This is a genomic window from Hydrogenophaga sp. L310 (assembly GCF_055703065.1).
The window spans coordinates 486,498-504,045 of record NZ_JBVPZA010000002.1; the positions used below are offsets into that span (position 1 = coordinate 486,498).

The window sequence follows — 17,548 nt, forward strand, 5'->3', positions numbered from 1 at the left end:
AGAGATGAACTGGTTCTCCACCGGTAGAGCGCCAACGCCTCTGTTTGCCAAGGTGTGTGCGGCTTGCCCGCACACGCTTTGGCCCGCGAGGTGCAACGAAAGAAAAGCAACCAGGTCCTCAGCCCAACTCGGGCAGTTTCAAGCGCAACAACGCGCGCACAAAACCGTGGTCGCTGCGGCTGCGGTCGCGCCCTTCGAACAGGTGGTCGTTGAACACCTCGACGCGTCGCACATCGCCAATCGATGAGCGGCTGGTGGCCACGAACTCCTCGCTCACGAGCACCTGGTCCAGCACCTCGGGGTAGCCCTGGTGGATGTGGGAGAAGGCCACGTCGCGGCGCAGCGCGGCTTCGCCCATCACGTCCCAGGCGCTGAAGAGTGCGTTGTCGCGCGCACCCTTGTCGTAGGCCACCTGCGAAGTGGCGGCGATGAGCTGGGTGGTGACGCTGTGCGGCCCGTCGTTCAGGTCGCCCATCACGATCAGCGGCAGGCGGGTGCGGTGCAGCAGTTCCACCACTTTCAGGCGCAGTGCCAGCGCCTCGCCGGCGCGCATGACCAGCGAGCGCAGAGAGCCTACGGCCTGCACCAAGGGGTCATCCGGGTCTTCCAGCGGGTGGCCTTCGGCGTCCTGCAGGTACTTGGGCCGTTTGGATTTCAGGTGCGCCGTGATCACGCCCACGTCCTGGCCGTGCTTCAAACGAAGGATGGCCAGCAGCGGCGGACGCTCGAAGCGGGTGTGCGGTCCGATGCCCGGCACGTCCACCACCGCAGCGGCGGGAAAATCGGTCAGTGATGTGACCGATTCCACCTTGAGCCGCGTCACGATGCCCACGCGCGGCGTGCCCTGCGCGCCCTGTTGCCCGGGGCCGTTTTCTGCGCCAGGAACGGCCACGAAGCTGTACTGCAAGCCACTGCGCGCCACGGCCGCGCGCAGCGCGAGCTCGTCCCACACTTCCTGCACGGCGAGCACGTCGGCGTTGAGTGCCTTGAAGCGCTCGCCGAGCCAGGCCACCTTGCGGTCGAACTCGTGCTGGCTGTAGGGGTTCTGACCGTCGTAGAAATGCCGCCCGGGTTGCGCCAGGTTGAGCACGTTGGCCGTGGCCACCATGAGGGTGGCAAAACGCGAGGGGACGGGCGGGACAGGGGCTTGCATGGGTGCACTGTAACCAGAGTGCACGCCTGCGTGCTCAGGCGCTGGCGAAGGCCTCGCGCCAGGGCGTGACCCGCCCCGAGTGCGCCGCGTCGTAGCCGGGCAGGGCGTCGACCGTGCGCTTGAAGTCGGGGTTGGCCAGCGTGCGCATCACCGCCTGCATGGCGGGGTGGTCCAGGGTGGCCGCGCGGCAGACCAGCACGTAGCGCTCGTTGACCATGGGGATGAAGTCGAGCTGGAAATAGCGCGCGGGCCGTTCCAGCCCGAAGCCGGCGTCGGCCAGGCCGCTGGCCACATACGCGGCCACCGAGGCGTGCGTGGCTTCGCTCTGCTCGAAGCCCTGGATCGGCCGGTCGGCCAGACCCTTTTCGCGCAGCAGGCCTTCGAGCAGGAAACGGGTGCCCGAGTCCGCCGGCCGGTTGATGAACTTCACGTCGCCGCGGGTCAGGTCCTGCAGGTCGTAGATCTTGCGCGGGTTGCCCGGCGCGACCATCAGACCCTGGCGCCGCGTCGCGATGTCGATCACCCGCAGGTCTTCGCCGTCGAGCCACTGAGCGTAGTGCGCCAGCGCGCGCGGCTGCTGCGAACCGATGGGGATGTGGATGCCGCAGGCGTCGCAGGCGCCGTCGTGCAGGGCCGCGGCGGCGGCGGTGCTGGTGGCGTAGCGGCGCTCGATCGGCACGCCCTCGGCCATCAGCGACTCCATCAGTTTTTCGATGGAGAAACCGTAGCTGGCGTGGATGCGGAAGGCCTGCCCGCCGGTGGGCGACACGCGGTGGATTTCGGTGGCCAGCTCGGATGCGATGGAGTCGAGGATGGGCTGCAGGCGCGCCAGGATGCGGTGATCGGCCCAGACCAGCTTTTCGGCCAGTGGTGACAGGGTGGAGCCCTTGCCGCGTTCCATGTGCAGCAGCGTGGTGTTGAAATGGGCTTCGCCCGCGCGCACCAGGTCCCAGCCGTGGCGGTACGACAGACCCAGCCGCTGGCAGGCCGCGAGCAGGCTGCCTTCCTGGTGCACCGCGCTCAGCAGCTCGATCAGGCGCGGCGACAAGGCCACGCCGTCGGCGCCCTGGATGGTCCAGACGGGTTTGATGGTGATTTTTTTCATCGTGGGCAACTTTATGCGGCGCGGCTCATATGGCTGTGGCGATGCCGCTCATATTGCCAAGTGCCTCCGCGCAAGCGACCATTGTCCATGCGTCCCGGGCACCGGGCGCGAACCACGACCAGCCCATGATTGCCACCAGCCCTTTGTCTACTCCCACAGCTATCCCGGTGGCCACACCCGATGCCCTGCGTGCCCAGCTGCGCCGCCGCGGCCAGCTCAAGGGGCGCCAGCCCGATGACGCTTCGCGCGCCGAGGTGCGCGCCCTGATCGGCACCGGTCCGCACCGGCGCGACCTTCTGATCGAACACCTGCACGCGCTCAACGACGCGCACCGCGGCCTGTGGGAGCGCCACCTGGTGGCGCTGGCGGCCGAAATGCGCCTGTCCATGGCCGAGGTGTTCGAGGTCGCGAGCTTCTACCACCACTTCGAGGTGCTGCGCGAGGGCGACACGCCAGCCGCCATCACCGTGCGTGTGTGCGACGGGCTGAGCTGCGCCATGGCCGGTGCGCAGGCCCTGCTGGCGAAATTGCCCGCGATCCTGGGGCCGGATGTGCGCGTGATCCCCGCGCCCTGCGTGGGCCGCTGCGAGCAGGCACCGGTGGCGGTGGTGGGGCAGTCGCCCGTCTTGCTGGCCGATGTGGCCTCTGTGCAGAACGCGTGTAAGTTGGGGTCGACGACGCACCCCGCTGCGCGCGACGACGGCGCCTTCGACCCGGCGGCGGTGGCACCCTGCGTGATCACGGCCGGTCCTCAGGATGTGGCGCCCGCGTATGTGGGATACGCCGCCTACCGCGCGCAAGGCGGCTACGCGCTGGCGACGGCGGTGCAGGCCGATGCTCGCACCACCGAGACGGTGCTCAAGGCCATGGAAGACTCGGGCCTGCGCGGTCTGGGCGGCGCCGGTTTCCCGGCCGGGCGCAAGTGGCGCATCGTGCGCGAGCAACCCGCACCGCGCCTGATGGCGGTGAACATCGACGAAGGTGAACCCGGCACCTTCAAGGACCGCACCTTCCTGGAGCGCGATCCGCACCGTTTCCTGGAAGGGCTGCTGGTGGCGGCGCAGGTGGTGGGCACAGCGGCCGTTTACATCTACCTGCGCGACGAGTACCACGGCGCGCGCGCCATCCTGGCCGCCGAGCTGGCGCGGCTTCAGGCCGAGCCGCCGTTTCCGCTGCCGCACATCGAGCTTCGGCGCGGCGCGGGCGCCTACATCTGCGGCGAAGAGTCCGCCATGATCGAGAGCATCGAGGGCAAACGCGGCGAACCGCGCCTGCGCCCACCCTACATCGCGCAGGTCGGTCTGTTCGGCCGGCCCACGCTGGAACACAACTTCGAAACGCTGTACTGGGTGCGTGACATCGTGCAGCGCGGCCCGGCCTGGTTCAGCGGTTTTGGGCGCAACGGTCGCACGGGACTGCGCTCGTTCAGCGTGAGCGGGCGCGTGCAGCAACCCGGCGTCAAGCTCGCGCCGGCGGGCATCACGCTGCGCGAACTGGTGGACGAATACTGCGGCGGCATGGCCGAGGGGCACACGCTCTACGCCTACCTGCCCGGCGGCGCGTCGGGCGGTATCCTGCCGGCTTCGCTGGCCGACGAGCCGCTGGACTTTGACACCCTGCAACCCCACGGCAGCTTCATCGGCTCGGCCGCGGTGGTGGTGCTCAGCGAGGCCGACAGCGCGCGCGATGCCGCGCTCAACGCCATGCGCTTCTTTGCGCACGAGAGCTGTGGCCAGTGCACGCCCTGCCGCGTCGGCACCGAGAAGGCCGCGACCTTGATGGCGCAGCCGGGCGACTGGGATGCGCTCACGCTGGAAGACCTGGCCGTGGTGATGACCGATGCGTCGATCTGCGGCCTGGGGCAGGCCGCGCCGAATCCGATACGTTGTGTTCTGAAATACTTCCCGCACGAAGTGCAAGCATCTGGCTCGAGGGCTTCGACATGAGCACACCCACCATTTCCTTCAAGCTCGACGGCGTCGAGCTGCAGGCCCAGGCGGGCGAGACCGTGCTCAAGGCCGCGCAGCGCCACGGCGTGCACATCCCGCACCTGTGTTTTTCCGACGGCCTGCGCGCCGACGGCAACTGCCGCGCCTGCGTGGTCGAGGTGGCGGGCGAACGCACGCTCGCGCCCTCGTGCTGCCGCATGGTCACGCACGGCATGGACGTGAAGGCCAAAAGCGAGCGCGCCCTGAAAAGCCAGAAGCTGGTGCTGGAACTGCTGCTGGCCGACCGGCCCGACGCGGGCCACAAGTGGGTCGACGAGCAAGGCGAGCAGCCCCACGGCGAACTCAGCCACTGGGCGAGTCAGCTGGGCGTGACGGCGCGGCCCGAGCTGAAAGCGCTGCGCGCGCCCGCGCCGGCGCCCGACCTGAGCCACCCGGGCATGGCGGTGAACCTGGACGCCTGCATCCAGTGCACGCGCTGCGTGCGCGCCTGCCGCGAGACGCAGATGAACGACGTGATCGGCGTGGCCTACCGCGGTGGCCATGCGCAGATCGTGTTCGACCTCGGCGACGCCATGGGCGAGAGCAGCTGCGTGGCCTGCGGTGAATGTGTGCAGGCCTGCCCCACCGGCGCGCTCATGCCGAAGACGCTGGTCGGCGACCAGCGCGTGGACAAGTCGGTGGATTCGGTCTGCCCGTATTGCGGCGTCGGCTGCCTGCTGACCTACAAGGTCAAGGGCAACACCATCGTCGCCGTCGAAGGCCGCGACGGCCCGGCGAACCAGGGCCGCCTCTGCGTCAAGGGCCGCTTCGGTTTTGATTACGCGCACCACGCTCAGCGCCTGACGAAGCCACTGATCCGCAAGGCCGGTGTGCCCAAGGACCCGGCTTCCACGGCCCGTCCCGGTGACTGGCGCGACGTGTTCCGCGAAGCCACTTGGGACGAAGCGCTGGAAGCGGCGGCCGGTGGCCTGAAGGCGCTGCGAGATACCCACGGCAAGAAGGCGCTCGCCGGTTTCGGCTCGGCCAAGGGCAGCAACGAAGAGGCTTACCTGTTCCAGAAGCTGGTGCGCACCGGTTTTGGCAGCAACAACGTGGACCACTGCACGCGCCTGTGCCACGCCTCCAGCGTGGCGGCCTTGCTCGAAGGCGTGGGTTCGGGCGCGGTGAGCAACCCCGTGAACGATGTGGAACACGCCGCGTTCGTGATGGTGATCGGCTCCAACCCGACCAGCAACCACCCGGTCGCGGCCACCTGGATGAAGAACGCCGCCGCTCGCGGCACGCAGATCGTGCTGGCCGACCCGCGCCGCACCGACCTGCACCGCCACGCCTGGCGCAGCCTGCAGTTCAAGGCCGATACCGACGTGGCCCTGCTCAACGCCATGCTGCACGTGGTGATCGCAGAAGGCCTGACCGACGCCGACTTCATCGCCCGCCGCGTGGACAACTTCGACGCCATTCGCGCGCAGGTAGAGCACACCACCCCGGAAGCCATGTCGCCGATCTGCGGCATCGCGCCCGAGACCATCCGCGAGGTGGCGCGCGCTTACGCCACGAGCCCGGCGTCGATGATCCTCTGGGGCATGGGCGTGAGCCAGCACACCCACGGCACCGACAACGTGCGCTGCCTGATCGCGCTGGCCAGCATCACCGGCCAGATCGGCCGGCCGGGCACGGGTCTGCACCCGCTGCGTGGGCAGAACAACGTGCAGGGCGCGAGCGACGCGGGCCTGATTCCGATGATGTACCCCAACTACCAGCGCGTGGACACGCCCGGGGTGCATGACTGGTTCGAGGCGTTCTGGAACACGGCGCTGGACAACCAGCCCGGCCTGACCGTGGTCGAAATCCTGCACAAGGCCCAGGCCCCCGCGAGCGATCCGCAGAAGATCTGGGGCATGTACGTGATGGGCGAGAACCCCGCCATGAGCGACCCGGATTTGAACCACGCACGCGAAGGGCTGGCCAGCCTGCAGCACCTGGTGGTGCAGGACCTGTTCATGACCGAGACCGCCTGGCTGGCCGACGTGGTGCTGCCCGCCAGCGCCTGGCCCGAAAAGACCGGCACGGTGACCAACACCGACCGCATGGTGCAGATGGGCCGGCGTGCGCTCGATTTGCCGGGGGAAGCCAAACCTGATCTCTGGATCATTCAGGAAATAGCGAAGCGTCTCGGACTCGCGTGGAACTACGAAGGCGAAGAGTCCGGCGTGGCCGCGGTTTACGAAGAGATGCGCCAGGCCATGCACGGCGTGATCGCGGGTGTGAGCTGGGAGCGCCTGGAGCGCGAAGACAGCGTGACCTACCCCTGCCTGAGCGCGGAAGACCCGGGCCAGCCCATCGTCTTCACCGAACATTTCGCCACGGCCGACGGTCGCGTGCAGTTGGTGCCGGCAGCGTTCAGGCCCGCGGCCGAACTGCCCGATGCCGACTACCCCTTCGTGCTCATCACCGGCCGCCAGCTGGAACACTGGCACACCGGCAGCATGACGCGGCGCAGCCAGGTGCTGGACGCCGTGGAGCCCCATCCCACCGTGAGCCTGAGCGGCACCGAGCTGGCGCGCCTGGGTGTACCGGCCGGTGGCGTGGTGACCGTGCGCTCCCGCCGGGGCACGGTGGCGCTGCACGCACGCTGCGACGACGGCATGCCGCCCGGCACGGTGTTCATTCCCTTCGCCTACGCCGAAGCGGCGGCCAACCTGCTGACCAACCCCGCGCTGGATCCGTTCGGAAAAATTCCGGAGTTCAAGTACTGCGCGGTGGCGGTGAGCGCGGGGGGCGATCTGCACGCGGGTGTGGGCTACGGCGGTGGTGAGGCCACGTCAGTGCTGACCCCTTGAGCACACGGCGCTCCCATAAACAAAACAGCGGACCGAAGTCCGCTGTGATGGGGGCCCTGAACGCGAGGTTCAGGGCGGGGGGCTGGTGTTCGCTATCAGCGGATGCGACCGAAGCTGGTGCGCAGCGGATCGGCCGGGCCACCACCGCGCGGGCCATCGCCACGGCCCGGGCCGCCGCGGCCACCGCGGTTGCCATTGCCACCACCGCCACCGTTGCCACGACCGCGTCCACCGATCGAATCGATGCTGGTGCGCAGCGGATCGGGCTGACCACCCGGCGCCGCGGCGCGTGCGCGCGGCTCGCGGATGCGCAGGCTGCCCAGGTGCGCGTTCGGGCCGGGCTGGCGCTCGCTGCCATCACCACGGTCTTCGCGCGGGCCACGGTCCTCACGGGGTCCACGGTCGGCGCGCTCGGCATTGCGCGGTGCGTTGCCACCGCTGCGCGGCGGGCCGTTGCGGGGACCGTTGGCCGGGCCGTTGCGGCCTGGGCCGGCATTGCGGCGGCCGTCGGCGCGTTGACCGTCGCGGGCACCTTCGCCACGCGGCTGGCCTTCACCTTGTGCGGCAGGGCGCTGGCGCTGGCCACCGCCATTGCCGCGGGCGCCTTGCGGTGCGTCGGTTGCTTTTTTCTCACGCACGCGCTGCAGCATTTCGGTGCGTGCGGCCTTGGCGGCAGCCGCCATCACGTCGCGGCTCGGCGGCTTGCCGGCGCCGCCCCAGATGGTCTGGCGGCCCATGGCGATGGGCTCGGCCTTCTCACCCGGCTCGGGCATGAATTCGGGGAAGATCTGCACCGGAATCTGCTGCTTGGTGAAGCGCTCGATGTCCATCATGAAGCCCTCTTCGTCCAGGCTCACGAGGTTGATGGCTTCACCGCTCTTGCCCGCGCGGCCGGTGCGGCCGATGCGGTGCACGTAGTCTTCGCTGACGTTCGGAATCTCGTAGTTCACCACGTGCGGCAACTCGTCGATGTCGATACCGCGCGCCGCGATGTCGGTCGCCACCAGGGCGCGGATGTCGCCGCTCTTGAAGCCGGCCAGCGCCTGGGTGCGGGCACCCTGGCTCTTGTTGCCGTGCAGCGCCATGGCCTGGATGCCGTTTTTGGTCAGGAACTCGGCCACGTTGTTGGCGCCGAATTTGGTGCGGGTGAACACCAGCACCTGGCTCCAGTTGTGCTCGTTGATGATGTGGACCAGCAGTTGCTTCTTCTTGCCGCGGCCCACCGGATGGATCACCTGGGTGATGCGCTGCACCGTCGTGTTGCGCGGGGTCACCTGGATGCTCAGCGGGTCCTTGAGCAGGTTGTTGGCCAGGTCGCGGATTTCGTCGCTGAAGGTGGCCGAGAACAGCAGGCTCTGCTTTTCTTTCGGCACCAGGGCCAGGATCTTCTTCACGTCGTGGATGAAGCCCATGTCGAGCATGCGGTCGGCTTCGTCGAGCACCAGCATCTGCACACCGGAGAGGTCCAGGAAACCCTGTTGCTGCAGGTCGAGCAGGCGGCCGGGCGTGGCCACGAGGATGTCCACGCCACGCTTCATGGCGTTGATCTGCGGGTTCATGCCGACGCCGCCGAACACGACGGTGGAGGTCAGCGAGGTGTGTTTGCCATAGACGCGCACGGACTCTTCGACCTGGGCGGCCAGCTCACGGGTGGGCGTGAGCACCAGGGCGCGGATGGCCACGCCGCCGAATTTGCTCTTGGCGCGTTCGCCGACGCTCAGGCGGTGCAGCATGGGCAGGGTGAAGGCGGCGGTCTTGCCGGTGCCGGTCTGGGCACCGCCGAGCAGATCGCGCCCGGCCAGCACGGCGGGGATCGCCTCGGCCTGGATGGGGGTGGGGGTTTCGTAACCGTGCTCGCGCACAGCTTGGACAATGGCCGGGGCCAGGTTCAGTTCTTCGAAGTTCATTAGAGGTGAGGCGCCCGTCCAGGGCGCTGGGGGCATCGGCCACTCCGGTTGCCGTCCTCTGAGTGAGAGGGCTGCGACCGGTCAGTCTGGGGCTGATGGATTCACAAGGTGGGTGGCGGCCAGTGGCTGGTGCACACCCCCAGCATTGTGCTGGTGCCGGGCCTACTGAAGTGCCCAACAGCGTGTATTGTCGCATGGAGTCGGCCACGGCGTGCGGCAGGCCGCTCTGGCGTTGACCACACTGGGTCGGCCGATGCCTTGAGCGACGGCCCAAGGCGTGCCCGGGGATGGCGCCGAGGCATGATGCCGCTTGATCGTTTCATGCACCCGGGACAGCAGATTGACCACCACCACCTTCGGCTTCAGCGCGACCCAGGACCGCATCTGGATGCGTGTGCACGAGCAGGACGCCATGGTCTGGCTCACGCGGCGCATGGTCGCCAACATCGTGGGGCCGGTGCTCAAGGCCTTCGAGGCGGCCACGCCGGGCGAGCAGGGTGGGGCGACGGCGGCAACCCGGGCCGCCATCGAGCACGATCTGTCACTGAACGAGGTCGCGCCCGGCCAGCGCCCGGCGCAGATCCGCTCGGGTCGTGTGTTGCCCGGCGAACAGAGCGGTGCCCAGGAGCGCCTCTGCACCCGGATCACCACGCGCACAGACAGCCAGTCGGTCGTGATGACGTTTGACACCGAAACGGGCCCGCTGGTCCTGCGTTTGAGCCGCAAAGGCATGCACCTGTGGTTTCAGGGGCTGGTGATGGTGCTCAGGCAGGCCCGCTGGGATTTGCCCGAACGCCTGCCCGAATGGCTGGGTGCGGGTGTATTGCCCGCATCGCTGCAGGAACGGGTCAACAGGCCCTTGCCCGACGATCTGGATGAAAGTTGACGGGCCGGCGATAATCGAAGACTTTTCTCAGACCGTCTCCAGCGACAGGACAGCAATGGCTCAATACGTCTTTTCCATGAACAAGGTCGGCAAAATCGTGCCGCCCAAGCGCCAGATTCTCAAGGACATCTCGCTGTCCTTCTTCCCCGGCGCGAAGATCGGCGTGCTCGGCACCAACGGCTCGGGCAAATCGACGCTGCTCAAGATCATGGCCGGCATCGACAAGGAAATCGAGGGCGAAGCCATCCCCATGCCGGGCATCCGCATCGGCTACCTGCCCCAGGAACCCAAGCTTGACCCTGAGCAGACCGTGCGCGAAGCGGTCGAGGCCAGCATGAGCGGCGTGCGCGCGGCGCAGAAGCGCCTCGAAGAGGTGTACGCGGCCTACGCCGAAGAAGATGCCGACTTCGACGCCCTGGCGGCCGAACAGGCCCAGCTCGAAGCCATCATTTCCACCGCCGGTACCGACAGCGAACACCAGCTCGAAATCGCCGCCGACGCGCTGCGCCTGCCGCCCTGGGAAGCCAAAATTGGCCTGCTCTCCGGCGGTGAAAAACGCCGCGTGGCCCTGTGCTGCATGCTGCTGTCCAAGCCCGACATGCTGCTGCTCGACGAACCCACCAACCACCTGGACGCCGAGTCGGTCGAGTGGCTGGAGCAGTTCTTGAAGCGCTTCCCGGGCACCGTGGTCGCCATCACCCACGATCGTTACTTTCTGGACAACGCGGCCGAGTGGATTCTCGAACTCGACCGCGGCCATGGCATTCCGTACAAGGGCAACTACTCCACCTGGCTGGAGCAGAAAGAGGCCCGTCTGGAGCAGGAGCAGCGCACCGAAGACGCACGCACCAAGGCCATGAAGAAGGAACTGGAGTGGGTGCGCCAGAACCCCAAGGGCCGCCAGGCCAAGAGCAAGGCGCGCCTGGCGCGTTTTGAAGAGCTCAGCGACGTCGACTACCAGAAGCGCAACGAGACCAACGAGATCTTCATTCCCGTGGCCGAGCGCCTGGGCAACGAAGTGTTCGAGTTCAAGAACGTTTCCAAGAGCTTCGGCGACCGCCTGCTGATCGACAACCTGAGCTTCCAGATCCCCGCCGGTGCCATCGTCGGCATCATCGGCCCCAACGGTGCGGGCAAGTCCACGCTGTTCAAGCTGATCTCGGGCAAAGAGCAGCCCGACAGCGGCGAAGTGAAGATCGGCCAGACCGTCAAGATGGCGGTGGTGGACCAGAGCCGCGACGACCTGTCGAACGAAAAGACCGTGTGGGAAGACATCTCGGGCGGCCTGGACATGATCACCGTGGGCAAGTTCCAGATGCCCAGCCGCGCGTATTGCGGGCGTTTCAACTTCTCCGGCGGCGACCAGCAGAAACGCGTCGGCAGCCTGTCGGGTGGTGAACGCGGTCGTCTGCACCTGGCCAAGACCCTGGCCGAAGGCGGCAACGTGCTGCTGCTGGACGAGCCCTCGAACGACCTGGACGTGGAAACCCTGCGTGCACTCGAAGACGCGCTGCTGGAATTCGCCGGTTGCGCGCTGGTCATCAGCCACGATCGCTGGTTCCTCGACCGCATTGCGACCCACATCCTGGCCGCCGAAGGCGACAGCCAGTGGGTGTTCTTCAACGGCAACTACCAGGAATACGAAGCCGACAAGAAGAAGCGACTGGGCGAAGAGGGTGCCCGGCCACACCGCTTCCGCTACAAAGCCTTGAAGTAAGACGCGCCGCGCCTTGCGGCGGTCACCCCCACTGGGGGCAACGCCTGCGGGCCGGGAAACCCGGACCCGCGGCATTCTGAGTCAACTTCCCTTCTCTCGATTGGCGTTTTCTTTCATGACCGACGAACAAGTTCTGGCCGACACCCGCCACTGGATCGAGAAGGTGGTGATCGGGCTCAACCTGTGCCCGTTTGCGCGTTCGGTCTATGTGAAGAACCAGGTGCGCATCGTGGTGAGCCGTGCGCGGCACCTGGATGCGTTTCTGGACGAGCTGGACCGGGAACTGGATCTGCTGGTGAACACGCCGGCCGAAGAGATCGACACCACCTTGCTGGTGCACCCCACGCTGTTCCCGGACTTTGTTGTCTTCAACGATTTCATGAACGTGGTGGACGATGTGGTGCTCGAGCACGAGCTCGAAGGCATCGTGCAGGTGGCGAGCTTCCACCCCCAGTTCCAGTTCGAGGGCGTCCCGCCCGATGACATCAGCAACGCGACCAACCGCGCACCCTACCCCGTGCTGCACTTGCTGCGCGAAGAAAGCGTGGAACGCGCTGTGGCCACCGAAGGTGGCGACGCGGAGGCGATCGTCGAGCGCAACATCGCCACCCTGCGTGAACTGGGTGCGGCCGGCCTGCAGGCGTTGCTCTCAAAACCCTGAACTGGCCGGCTTTTTTGCTCCTTTCGGACCTGAATGGCGAAGGGTTTGCTCATAATCCAGGCAAGTGAATACCTTCTTGTCCGGCGACCCCTTTTCCACTGCCATGAGCGCTCGAACTGATTCCCCTTTTGATACCTGTCTGGTCGAGGCGCTTGTCCTGACGCGTGGGTGGGTGCCACGCTGGTTGGGCAAACTGCTGGAGACGCTGCACCAGCGTGAGACCTCGGCCTCAAACCTGAATGAAAAACAGGTTTTTTCCCAGGCGCGTACGGTGCTGGCCAGCCATCGAGATCTGCTGGCCGGTCGCTTCATTGCCGAGATATCCCAGGTGGTGCAGGACTCCTCGGCGACCCAAAAGAATGCCGCGACGGCGCGCAGCCTCAAATCGCTGAGCTTTGATGATCTGGAGCTCATGGACCACCAGCAGGTGCAGGAGACCGTGGAGCGCGCGCGCGTGCAGCAGGTCATCAAGATGGCCGCCGAGGAGGAACTGGTCGCCTTCAATGCCCGCCTGTGTCGTGCCCAGGGGCATGAGGTGGTGCGAAACGAAACCAACCCGCTGCGGCCCGAGGCGGTGGTGGGTGCGCTCATGAAAGCACTGTCGGGGCTGCACGTTGACGAGGCGGTTCGCGCGCTTTGGTTGCATGTCGGCGCGGTGTCACTGGGCAACGAGCTGCAGCAGTTTTACCGATCCCTGACGATGTTGCTCGACGGCATGGGGGTGCAGCCCGCAGGCTACGTGGTGGTGCAGGCCGCCAAGGCTCGACCTGCCGCGTCGGTGGCGCCGTCGGCGGCTCGACCGGACAGCGTGTCGGCGACTGCGATGCTCGGCAACGATGCGCTGCTCACGCTGGACCACCTGCACCAGTTGCTGGTGGGCAACCTGGAGCACAGCGATGGAGCAGCATCCGACCAGGGCATGTCGGGGTCGGGCAACGCCATGGTGCGCACGCTCGCGGCCGAGGTGGTCACGCTGATGCTGCGGCGCATTGTTGAAGACCAGCGCTTGCTGCAACCGGTACGCGACATGGTGCAGCGCATCAAGCCCGCCCTGCTGCAGCTGGCCCGCAGCGATCCGCGTTTTTTTGCCGACCGGCACAATCCCGCCCGCCATCTGCTGGATGCCATCACCACGCAGAGTCTGGCTTTCACCAGCGAGCAGGATCCCGGATTTGTCGCCTATGCACAGAGGGTGCATGAAATTGTGATGGCCCTGCAGGCGCCAACCCAGAGCCTGCCGGAGCTGATGCCCGTGCTGCTGCAGCGCTTCACCGAGGCGGACGCCGCCATCGCCAGCACCCAGGCGCCCAAGCGTGGTCTGGCGATGAAGACGCTGCTGCGGGTGGAGCAGCGCCGTTTGCTGGCCGAGCGGGTGGCCACCGAGGTCCAGGCGCGCAACGATTTTGCCCGCGCCCCCGGCGTGGTGCGGCGTTTCCTGACGGGGCCCTGGGCACAGGTGGTGGCGCAGGCGCGCCTGGACACGGTCGCACACGGCGAAGCCTTGCCGGCGGACGCCGCGGCCCACCGCTACATGAGCGTGTTGCCCGATCTGTTGTGGTCCAGCCAGCTCGCGCAGACCAGCCTCAACCGCCCGCGTCTGATCAAGATCATTCCCGGCCTGTTGCGTACCCTGCACGAAGGACTGGACGCGATCGACTATCCGCGCCCGCAGGCCGAGAGTTTTTTCCAGACCCTGATGGGCCTGTATGAGGCGGCCTACAAGACCGAACGCAGCGGGTCAGATTCGCCGCAGGACAACCCGCCAAGCCGGCAGGACCCGGACGAGTATGAGCCGTGGATGCAACCGAACGAAGCGCGCGATACCGGCTTCATGGAGGACCTGGCAATTGAAACCCATCCGGCATTCATGGACACCCAGCCCATGGCCCGGCTGGACGACCTGGATGACGGCGAGACCGCCGATCCGCCCGCCGCAACGTTCACCGTGGGGTGCTGGGTGGACCTGATGCAGCAGGACCAGTGGCTGCGTTGTCAGCTGAGCTGGGCCAGTCCGCACGGCACCATGTTCCTGTTCACCACGGCCGATGGGCGCTCGATATCACTCACCCAGCACGGACTGGAACGGCTGCAGGCGCTGGGCCGTCTGCGGGTGGTGGCCGACCATGGGGTGGTTGACGAAGCGCTGGATGCGGTCGTGCGCCAGGCTTTGCGCAACTCCGGCAGAGGCTAGGTAACGGGCCCCCGCGCTCCGCCGCTGCGCGGGTCGCTGCCCCCCGAGGGGGATGATCCGGCTTGGGGCGGCCCGGCGCCGGATCCATGGCCCCCGCGCTCTGCCGCTGCGCGGGTCGCTGCCCCCCGAGGGGGATGATCCGGCCTGGGGCGGCCCGGCGCCGGATCCATGGCCCCCGCGCTCCGCCGCTGCGCGGGTCGCTGCTCAGGCGCGCTGAAGCAGTTTCTGCCGCACCAGCGCGATGTTGTTGCGCAGGGCGTACAGCTCGTCGGTGTAGGACAGCGGCACCACCACCTGTTCCACCTTCTCCTCCAGCGCGTCGAGCTGTTCGAGCAGTTCCGACAGCGGCAGCGGGCCATCGTTGTCCTGGCTGCGCTGTTCGATGCTGCGCAGCTGGGCGTACCAGCGGAACACGCGCGAGCGGATGCGGAACGCGTAGAGCGGTGGCACGACGCGTGACAGCGGCAGGGCCAGCGCCAGGATCAGGCCCATGGCGAGCCACATGCGTTCGACCAGGTTGGCCAGCCAGAAAGGCAGGTAGCGTTGCAGAAACGGGGGTCCGTTCTTGATGGCGCGTACCGCTTCGGGTGAGAGCGGCACCTCGCTGTGCTCCAGGCTGGGGTATTCGCGCGCCCGGCTGAACCAGCCGCCGCCGCCGTGCAGGTCGGTCGCGGTCTGGGCGAAGAGCTGCAGGATCGCCGGATGGGTCTTGGCGCTGGCCAGCAGGCTGGTGGTGGACGCCACCAGACGCACGTCCTGCGCCGGCACGTTCTTTGACAGGTCCACCACACCCTGCGGCATGACCACCGGCGTGAGGTAGGCAAAGCGGCGTGAATAGGCCTCACTCTGCGCAAAGTCGAGCAGGTGCACACCCGGCGACTGCAGCAGCATCTGCACCATCAGCGACTCGGGGGCCGAGGCGAACACCAGGGCATCGAGATCTCCGTCCAGAAAGGCCACAGTGGCAGGGGTCTGTTCGAGTTCGCTCAGCTGCATTTTCTGGCGGTCGAGGCGGTTGACGTCGAGCAGTGTGGCAAACAACCGGGGCACACCGCTGCCGGGGGTGCCCACGTTGACACGACCACCCTGCAGCTCGCTCAGGTTGGTGATGGTGGGCTTCTGCATCAGGCGCTGCGCAGCGTCTTCGCGGTAGAAGAGCCACAGTGGCTCGACGAAGAGGCTGCCCAGCGAGACGATGGATTCCTCCTCGTCGTAGCCGAAGTCTGCGCTGCCACCCTGCACAAAACCGATATCGGCCTGGCCCGAGCGCAGGAGTTCCAGGTTGGCCGAAGAGCCCTCCGTGGGCAGCAGCTCGACGGTGATGCCATAACGCGCCAAGGCCGTGGCATAACGCTTGCCGAACTCGTCGTAGGCGCTTTGCGCCGGGCCTGTGGCCAGCACCACGCGCTTCGGCGGATTGGGGTCGAGCCACCAGTAAGTGAAGGCCAGCAGCGCCAGCGTGAGCAGCGCGAACGGGCCGATGGAGACCGCCAGATCGCGCAGCGACAGCAGGGTGTAGCGGATGTTTTGGGACATTGCGCTACCTTAGCACGCAGCTGCTGCACGCCGGTGGCGGTCACCGGTGGCCGTGGCCGGACTGGTCGCTCAGACGCAAGATCTGCTCACGGCCGGATCAGGGGTTTCTGTCGGGTTTGCTCGTATTCAAGTTTCAAAAACCAGAGAACGGCTTTGTTGATGGCCTCTCACGGGGTTCGGGCGGTGTCGCGTTGGAGTTCGATCACCGTGTAACTGCCGGACAGCTTGTCGGCACGGAAGCGGATCTTGTCGCCGGGCTTGAGCTGATCGAGCAGGGCGGGGTCCTGCACCTGGAACACCATGGTCATCGGTGGCATGTCGAGGTTGGGAATGTCGCCGTGCTTGAGGGTGACCTTGCCGGCGCGCAGGTCCACCTTGCGCACCTCGGCCTCGACCAGGGGTGGGCTGGCCGCGCTGGACGCGGCCGGAGGTGCGGGGGCCGGCGCGGCGGTCTGGCTGTGTGCGATGGCCGTGCTGCCGATCAGGACGATGGCGGCCAGGCCGGTGACGAGGCCTGGCCGGCGGTGTTTGGCGTGTTGGGGCATGGGGTTCTCCGGTGTGTGGGGTGCATCAGCTGCGGAAGTACGACTGGTAGACGCGGGCGCTGCCGTCGGGCAGCACCAGCACCACGTCGTAGGGGTCCTGACGGCCACCGTATTCGGGGCCGTCCATGCCCGGGCTGCCGACCGGCATGCCCGGCACCGAGATGCCGATGGCCTTGGGTTTCTCGGCCAGCAGGCGGCGGATTTCACGCGCATTCACATGGCCCTCGACCACGTAGCCCGCGATCAGCGCCGTGTGGCACGAGCCGTATTTCTCGGGCAGGCCCAGGCGTTTGCGCACCGCGGTGTTGCCGGTCTCGAAGACCTGCACCTGGAAGCCGTCGCGCTGCAGGTAGCTGATCCAGTCCTTGCAGCAGCCGCAGTTCGGGTCTTTCCAGACCTGCAGCACGGGCAGCGCCTGGGCCGATGGCTGGGCAGCCCAGGCGGGCAGGGTGGCGGCGGCCAGCAGGGCCGGGGCGGTGAGGAGAAGGGAACGTCGTTGCATGGTTTGCTCCAGAAAAAAGGGATGGATCAGGCCTGGGGCTTGACGCGGATGGTGCCGCGCATGCCCGCGTCGAAGTGGCCAGGGAGGAGGCAGGCGAACTCGAAGTCGCCCGCGCGGTTGAAGGTCCAGGTGATGTCGCTGCGTTTCCCGGCCGGCACGTGGGCCATGTAGGGCTCGTCGTGCTCCATGCCGGGGTGCTTCTTCATCATTTCGGCGTGCGCCTGCAGTTCGTCGGGCGTGCCGATCACGATCTCGTGCAGCAACTGGCCGCTGTTGACCGCGCGCAGGCGCAGGGTCTCGCCTTCGCGCACGTCGAGGTGGCTGGGCGTGAAGCGCATGTTGTCGGTCATGCGGATCTGAATGGTGCGGTTCGCTTCCTTCGGATCGGCGGCGATGCCCCAGGGCTTCTGTTCTTTCACGACCGGCGCCGCAGCAGCGCCGCCCGGGTGGTTTTCTCCGTGGGCGCCGGCCGGGCGGTGACCCAGCCAGGCGGCCAGCGGCGCCAGGGCCAGCAGTTGCTGAAAACGGCGACGGGTGGGTGGGGCGTGTGTCATGG

Annotated in this window: 13 protein-coding genes; 6 read left to right on the forward strand and 7 right to left on the reverse strand. The window is 67.2% G+C overall.

The window, feature by feature from the left end:
• Positions 1-118: 118 nt before the first annotated feature.
• Positions 119-1,153 carry an endonuclease/exonuclease/phosphatase family protein gene (locus AC0GNO_RS06035; RefSeq protein WP_472903321.1) on the reverse strand — a complete coding sequence of 345 codons (1,035 nt, stop codon included), beginning with the start codon at positions 1,151-1,153 and terminating at the stop codon, positions 119-121.
• A 34-nt stretch (positions 1,154-1,187) separates the two neighbouring features.
• Positions 1,188-2,258, reverse strand: a complete 1,071-nt coding sequence (locus AC0GNO_RS06040; protein ID WP_472903322.1) for a substrate-binding domain-containing protein — start codon at positions 2,256-2,258, stop codon at positions 1,188-1,190.
• Positions 2,259-2,383: 125 nt separating this feature from the next.
• Between AC0GNO_RS06040 and AC0GNO_RS06045 the strand changes: the two genes are divergently transcribed.
• Together AC0GNO_RS06045 and fdhF are read left to right on the forward strand one after the other, a co-directional pair.
• Positions 2,384-4,204 (forward strand): NADH-ubiquinone oxidoreductase-F iron-sulfur binding region domain-containing protein, encoded by a 1,821-nt coding sequence (locus tag AC0GNO_RS06045; RefSeq protein WP_472903323.1) that lies wholly within the window; start codon positions 2,384-2,386, stop codon positions 4,202-4,204.
• Positions 4,201-7,047: a formate dehydrogenase subunit alpha gene (gene fdhF, locus AC0GNO_RS06050; protein ID WP_472903324.1), complete on the forward strand. Its 2,847-nt coding sequence runs from the start codon at positions 4,201-4,203 to the stop codon at positions 7,045-7,047. Before AC0GNO_RS06045 ends, fdhF begins: the two co-directional genes overlap by 4 nt.
• Positions 7,048-7,142: 95 nt before the next feature.
• On the opposite strand, the gene AC0GNO_RS06055 is transcribed toward fdhF, so the two are convergent.
• Entirely contained in the window at positions 7,143-8,954 is a 1,812-nt protein-coding gene (locus AC0GNO_RS06055; RefSeq protein ID WP_472903435.1) for a DEAD/DEAH box helicase, read from the reverse strand.
• A gap of 340 nt (positions 8,955-9,294) precedes the next feature.
• On the opposite strand from AC0GNO_RS06055, the gene AC0GNO_RS06060 reads away from it, so the two are divergent.
• From AC0GNO_RS06060 to AC0GNO_RS06075, 4 genes are all read left to right on the forward strand, one after another.
• Complete coding sequence (locus AC0GNO_RS06060) at positions 9,295-9,840, forward strand: hypothetical protein (protein WP_472903325.1); 546 nt, start codon at positions 9,295-9,297, stop codon at positions 9,838-9,840.
• A gap of 55 nt (positions 9,841-9,895) precedes the next feature.
• Positions 9,896-11,557 carry an energy-dependent translational throttle protein EttA gene (gene ettA, locus AC0GNO_RS06065; RefSeq protein ID WP_472903326.1) on the forward strand — a complete coding sequence of 554 codons (1,662 nt, stop codon included), beginning with the start codon at positions 9,896-9,898 and terminating at the stop codon, positions 11,555-11,557.
• 115 nt (positions 11,558-11,672) lie between these two features.
• Complete coding sequence (locus tag AC0GNO_RS06070; RefSeq protein ID WP_472903327.1) at positions 11,673-12,218, forward strand: DUF1415 domain-containing protein; 546 nt, start codon at positions 11,673-11,675, stop codon at positions 12,216-12,218.
• Positions 12,219-12,321: 103 nt separating this feature from the next.
• Positions 12,322-14,409: a DUF1631 family protein gene (locus AC0GNO_RS06075; protein WP_472903328.1), complete on the forward strand. Its 2,088-nt coding sequence runs from the start codon at positions 12,322-12,324 to the stop codon at positions 14,407-14,409.
• A gap of 204 nt (positions 14,410-14,613) precedes the next feature.
• Here AC0GNO_RS06075 and AC0GNO_RS06080 read toward each other — a convergent pair whose 3' ends face one another.
• From AC0GNO_RS06080 to AC0GNO_RS06095, 4 genes are all read right to left on the reverse strand, one after another.
• Positions 14,614-15,945, reverse strand: coding sequence for a TAXI family TRAP transporter solute-binding subunit (locus AC0GNO_RS06080; RefSeq protein ID WP_472903329.1), 1,332 nt, complete (start codon positions 15,943-15,945; stop codon positions 14,614-14,616).
• 167 nt (positions 15,946-16,112) lie between these two features.
• Positions 16,113-16,490 carry a copper-binding protein gene (locus tag AC0GNO_RS06085; protein WP_472903330.1) on the reverse strand — a complete coding sequence of 126 codons (378 nt, stop codon included), beginning with the start codon at positions 16,488-16,490 and terminating at the stop codon, positions 16,113-16,115.
• Positions 16,491-16,515: 25 nt separating this feature from the next.
• A complete protein-coding gene (locus tag AC0GNO_RS06090; RefSeq protein ID WP_472903331.1) occupies positions 16,516-16,992 on the reverse strand; it encodes a DUF411 domain-containing protein in 477 nt (158 codons plus the stop codon).
• A 26-nt stretch (positions 16,993-17,018) separates the two neighbouring features.
• Positions 17,019-17,546 (reverse strand): cupredoxin domain-containing protein, encoded by a 528-nt coding sequence (locus AC0GNO_RS06095; RefSeq protein WP_472903332.1) that lies wholly within the window; start codon positions 17,544-17,546, stop codon positions 17,019-17,021.
• Between the last annotated feature and the right edge of the window lie 2 nt (positions 17,547-17,548).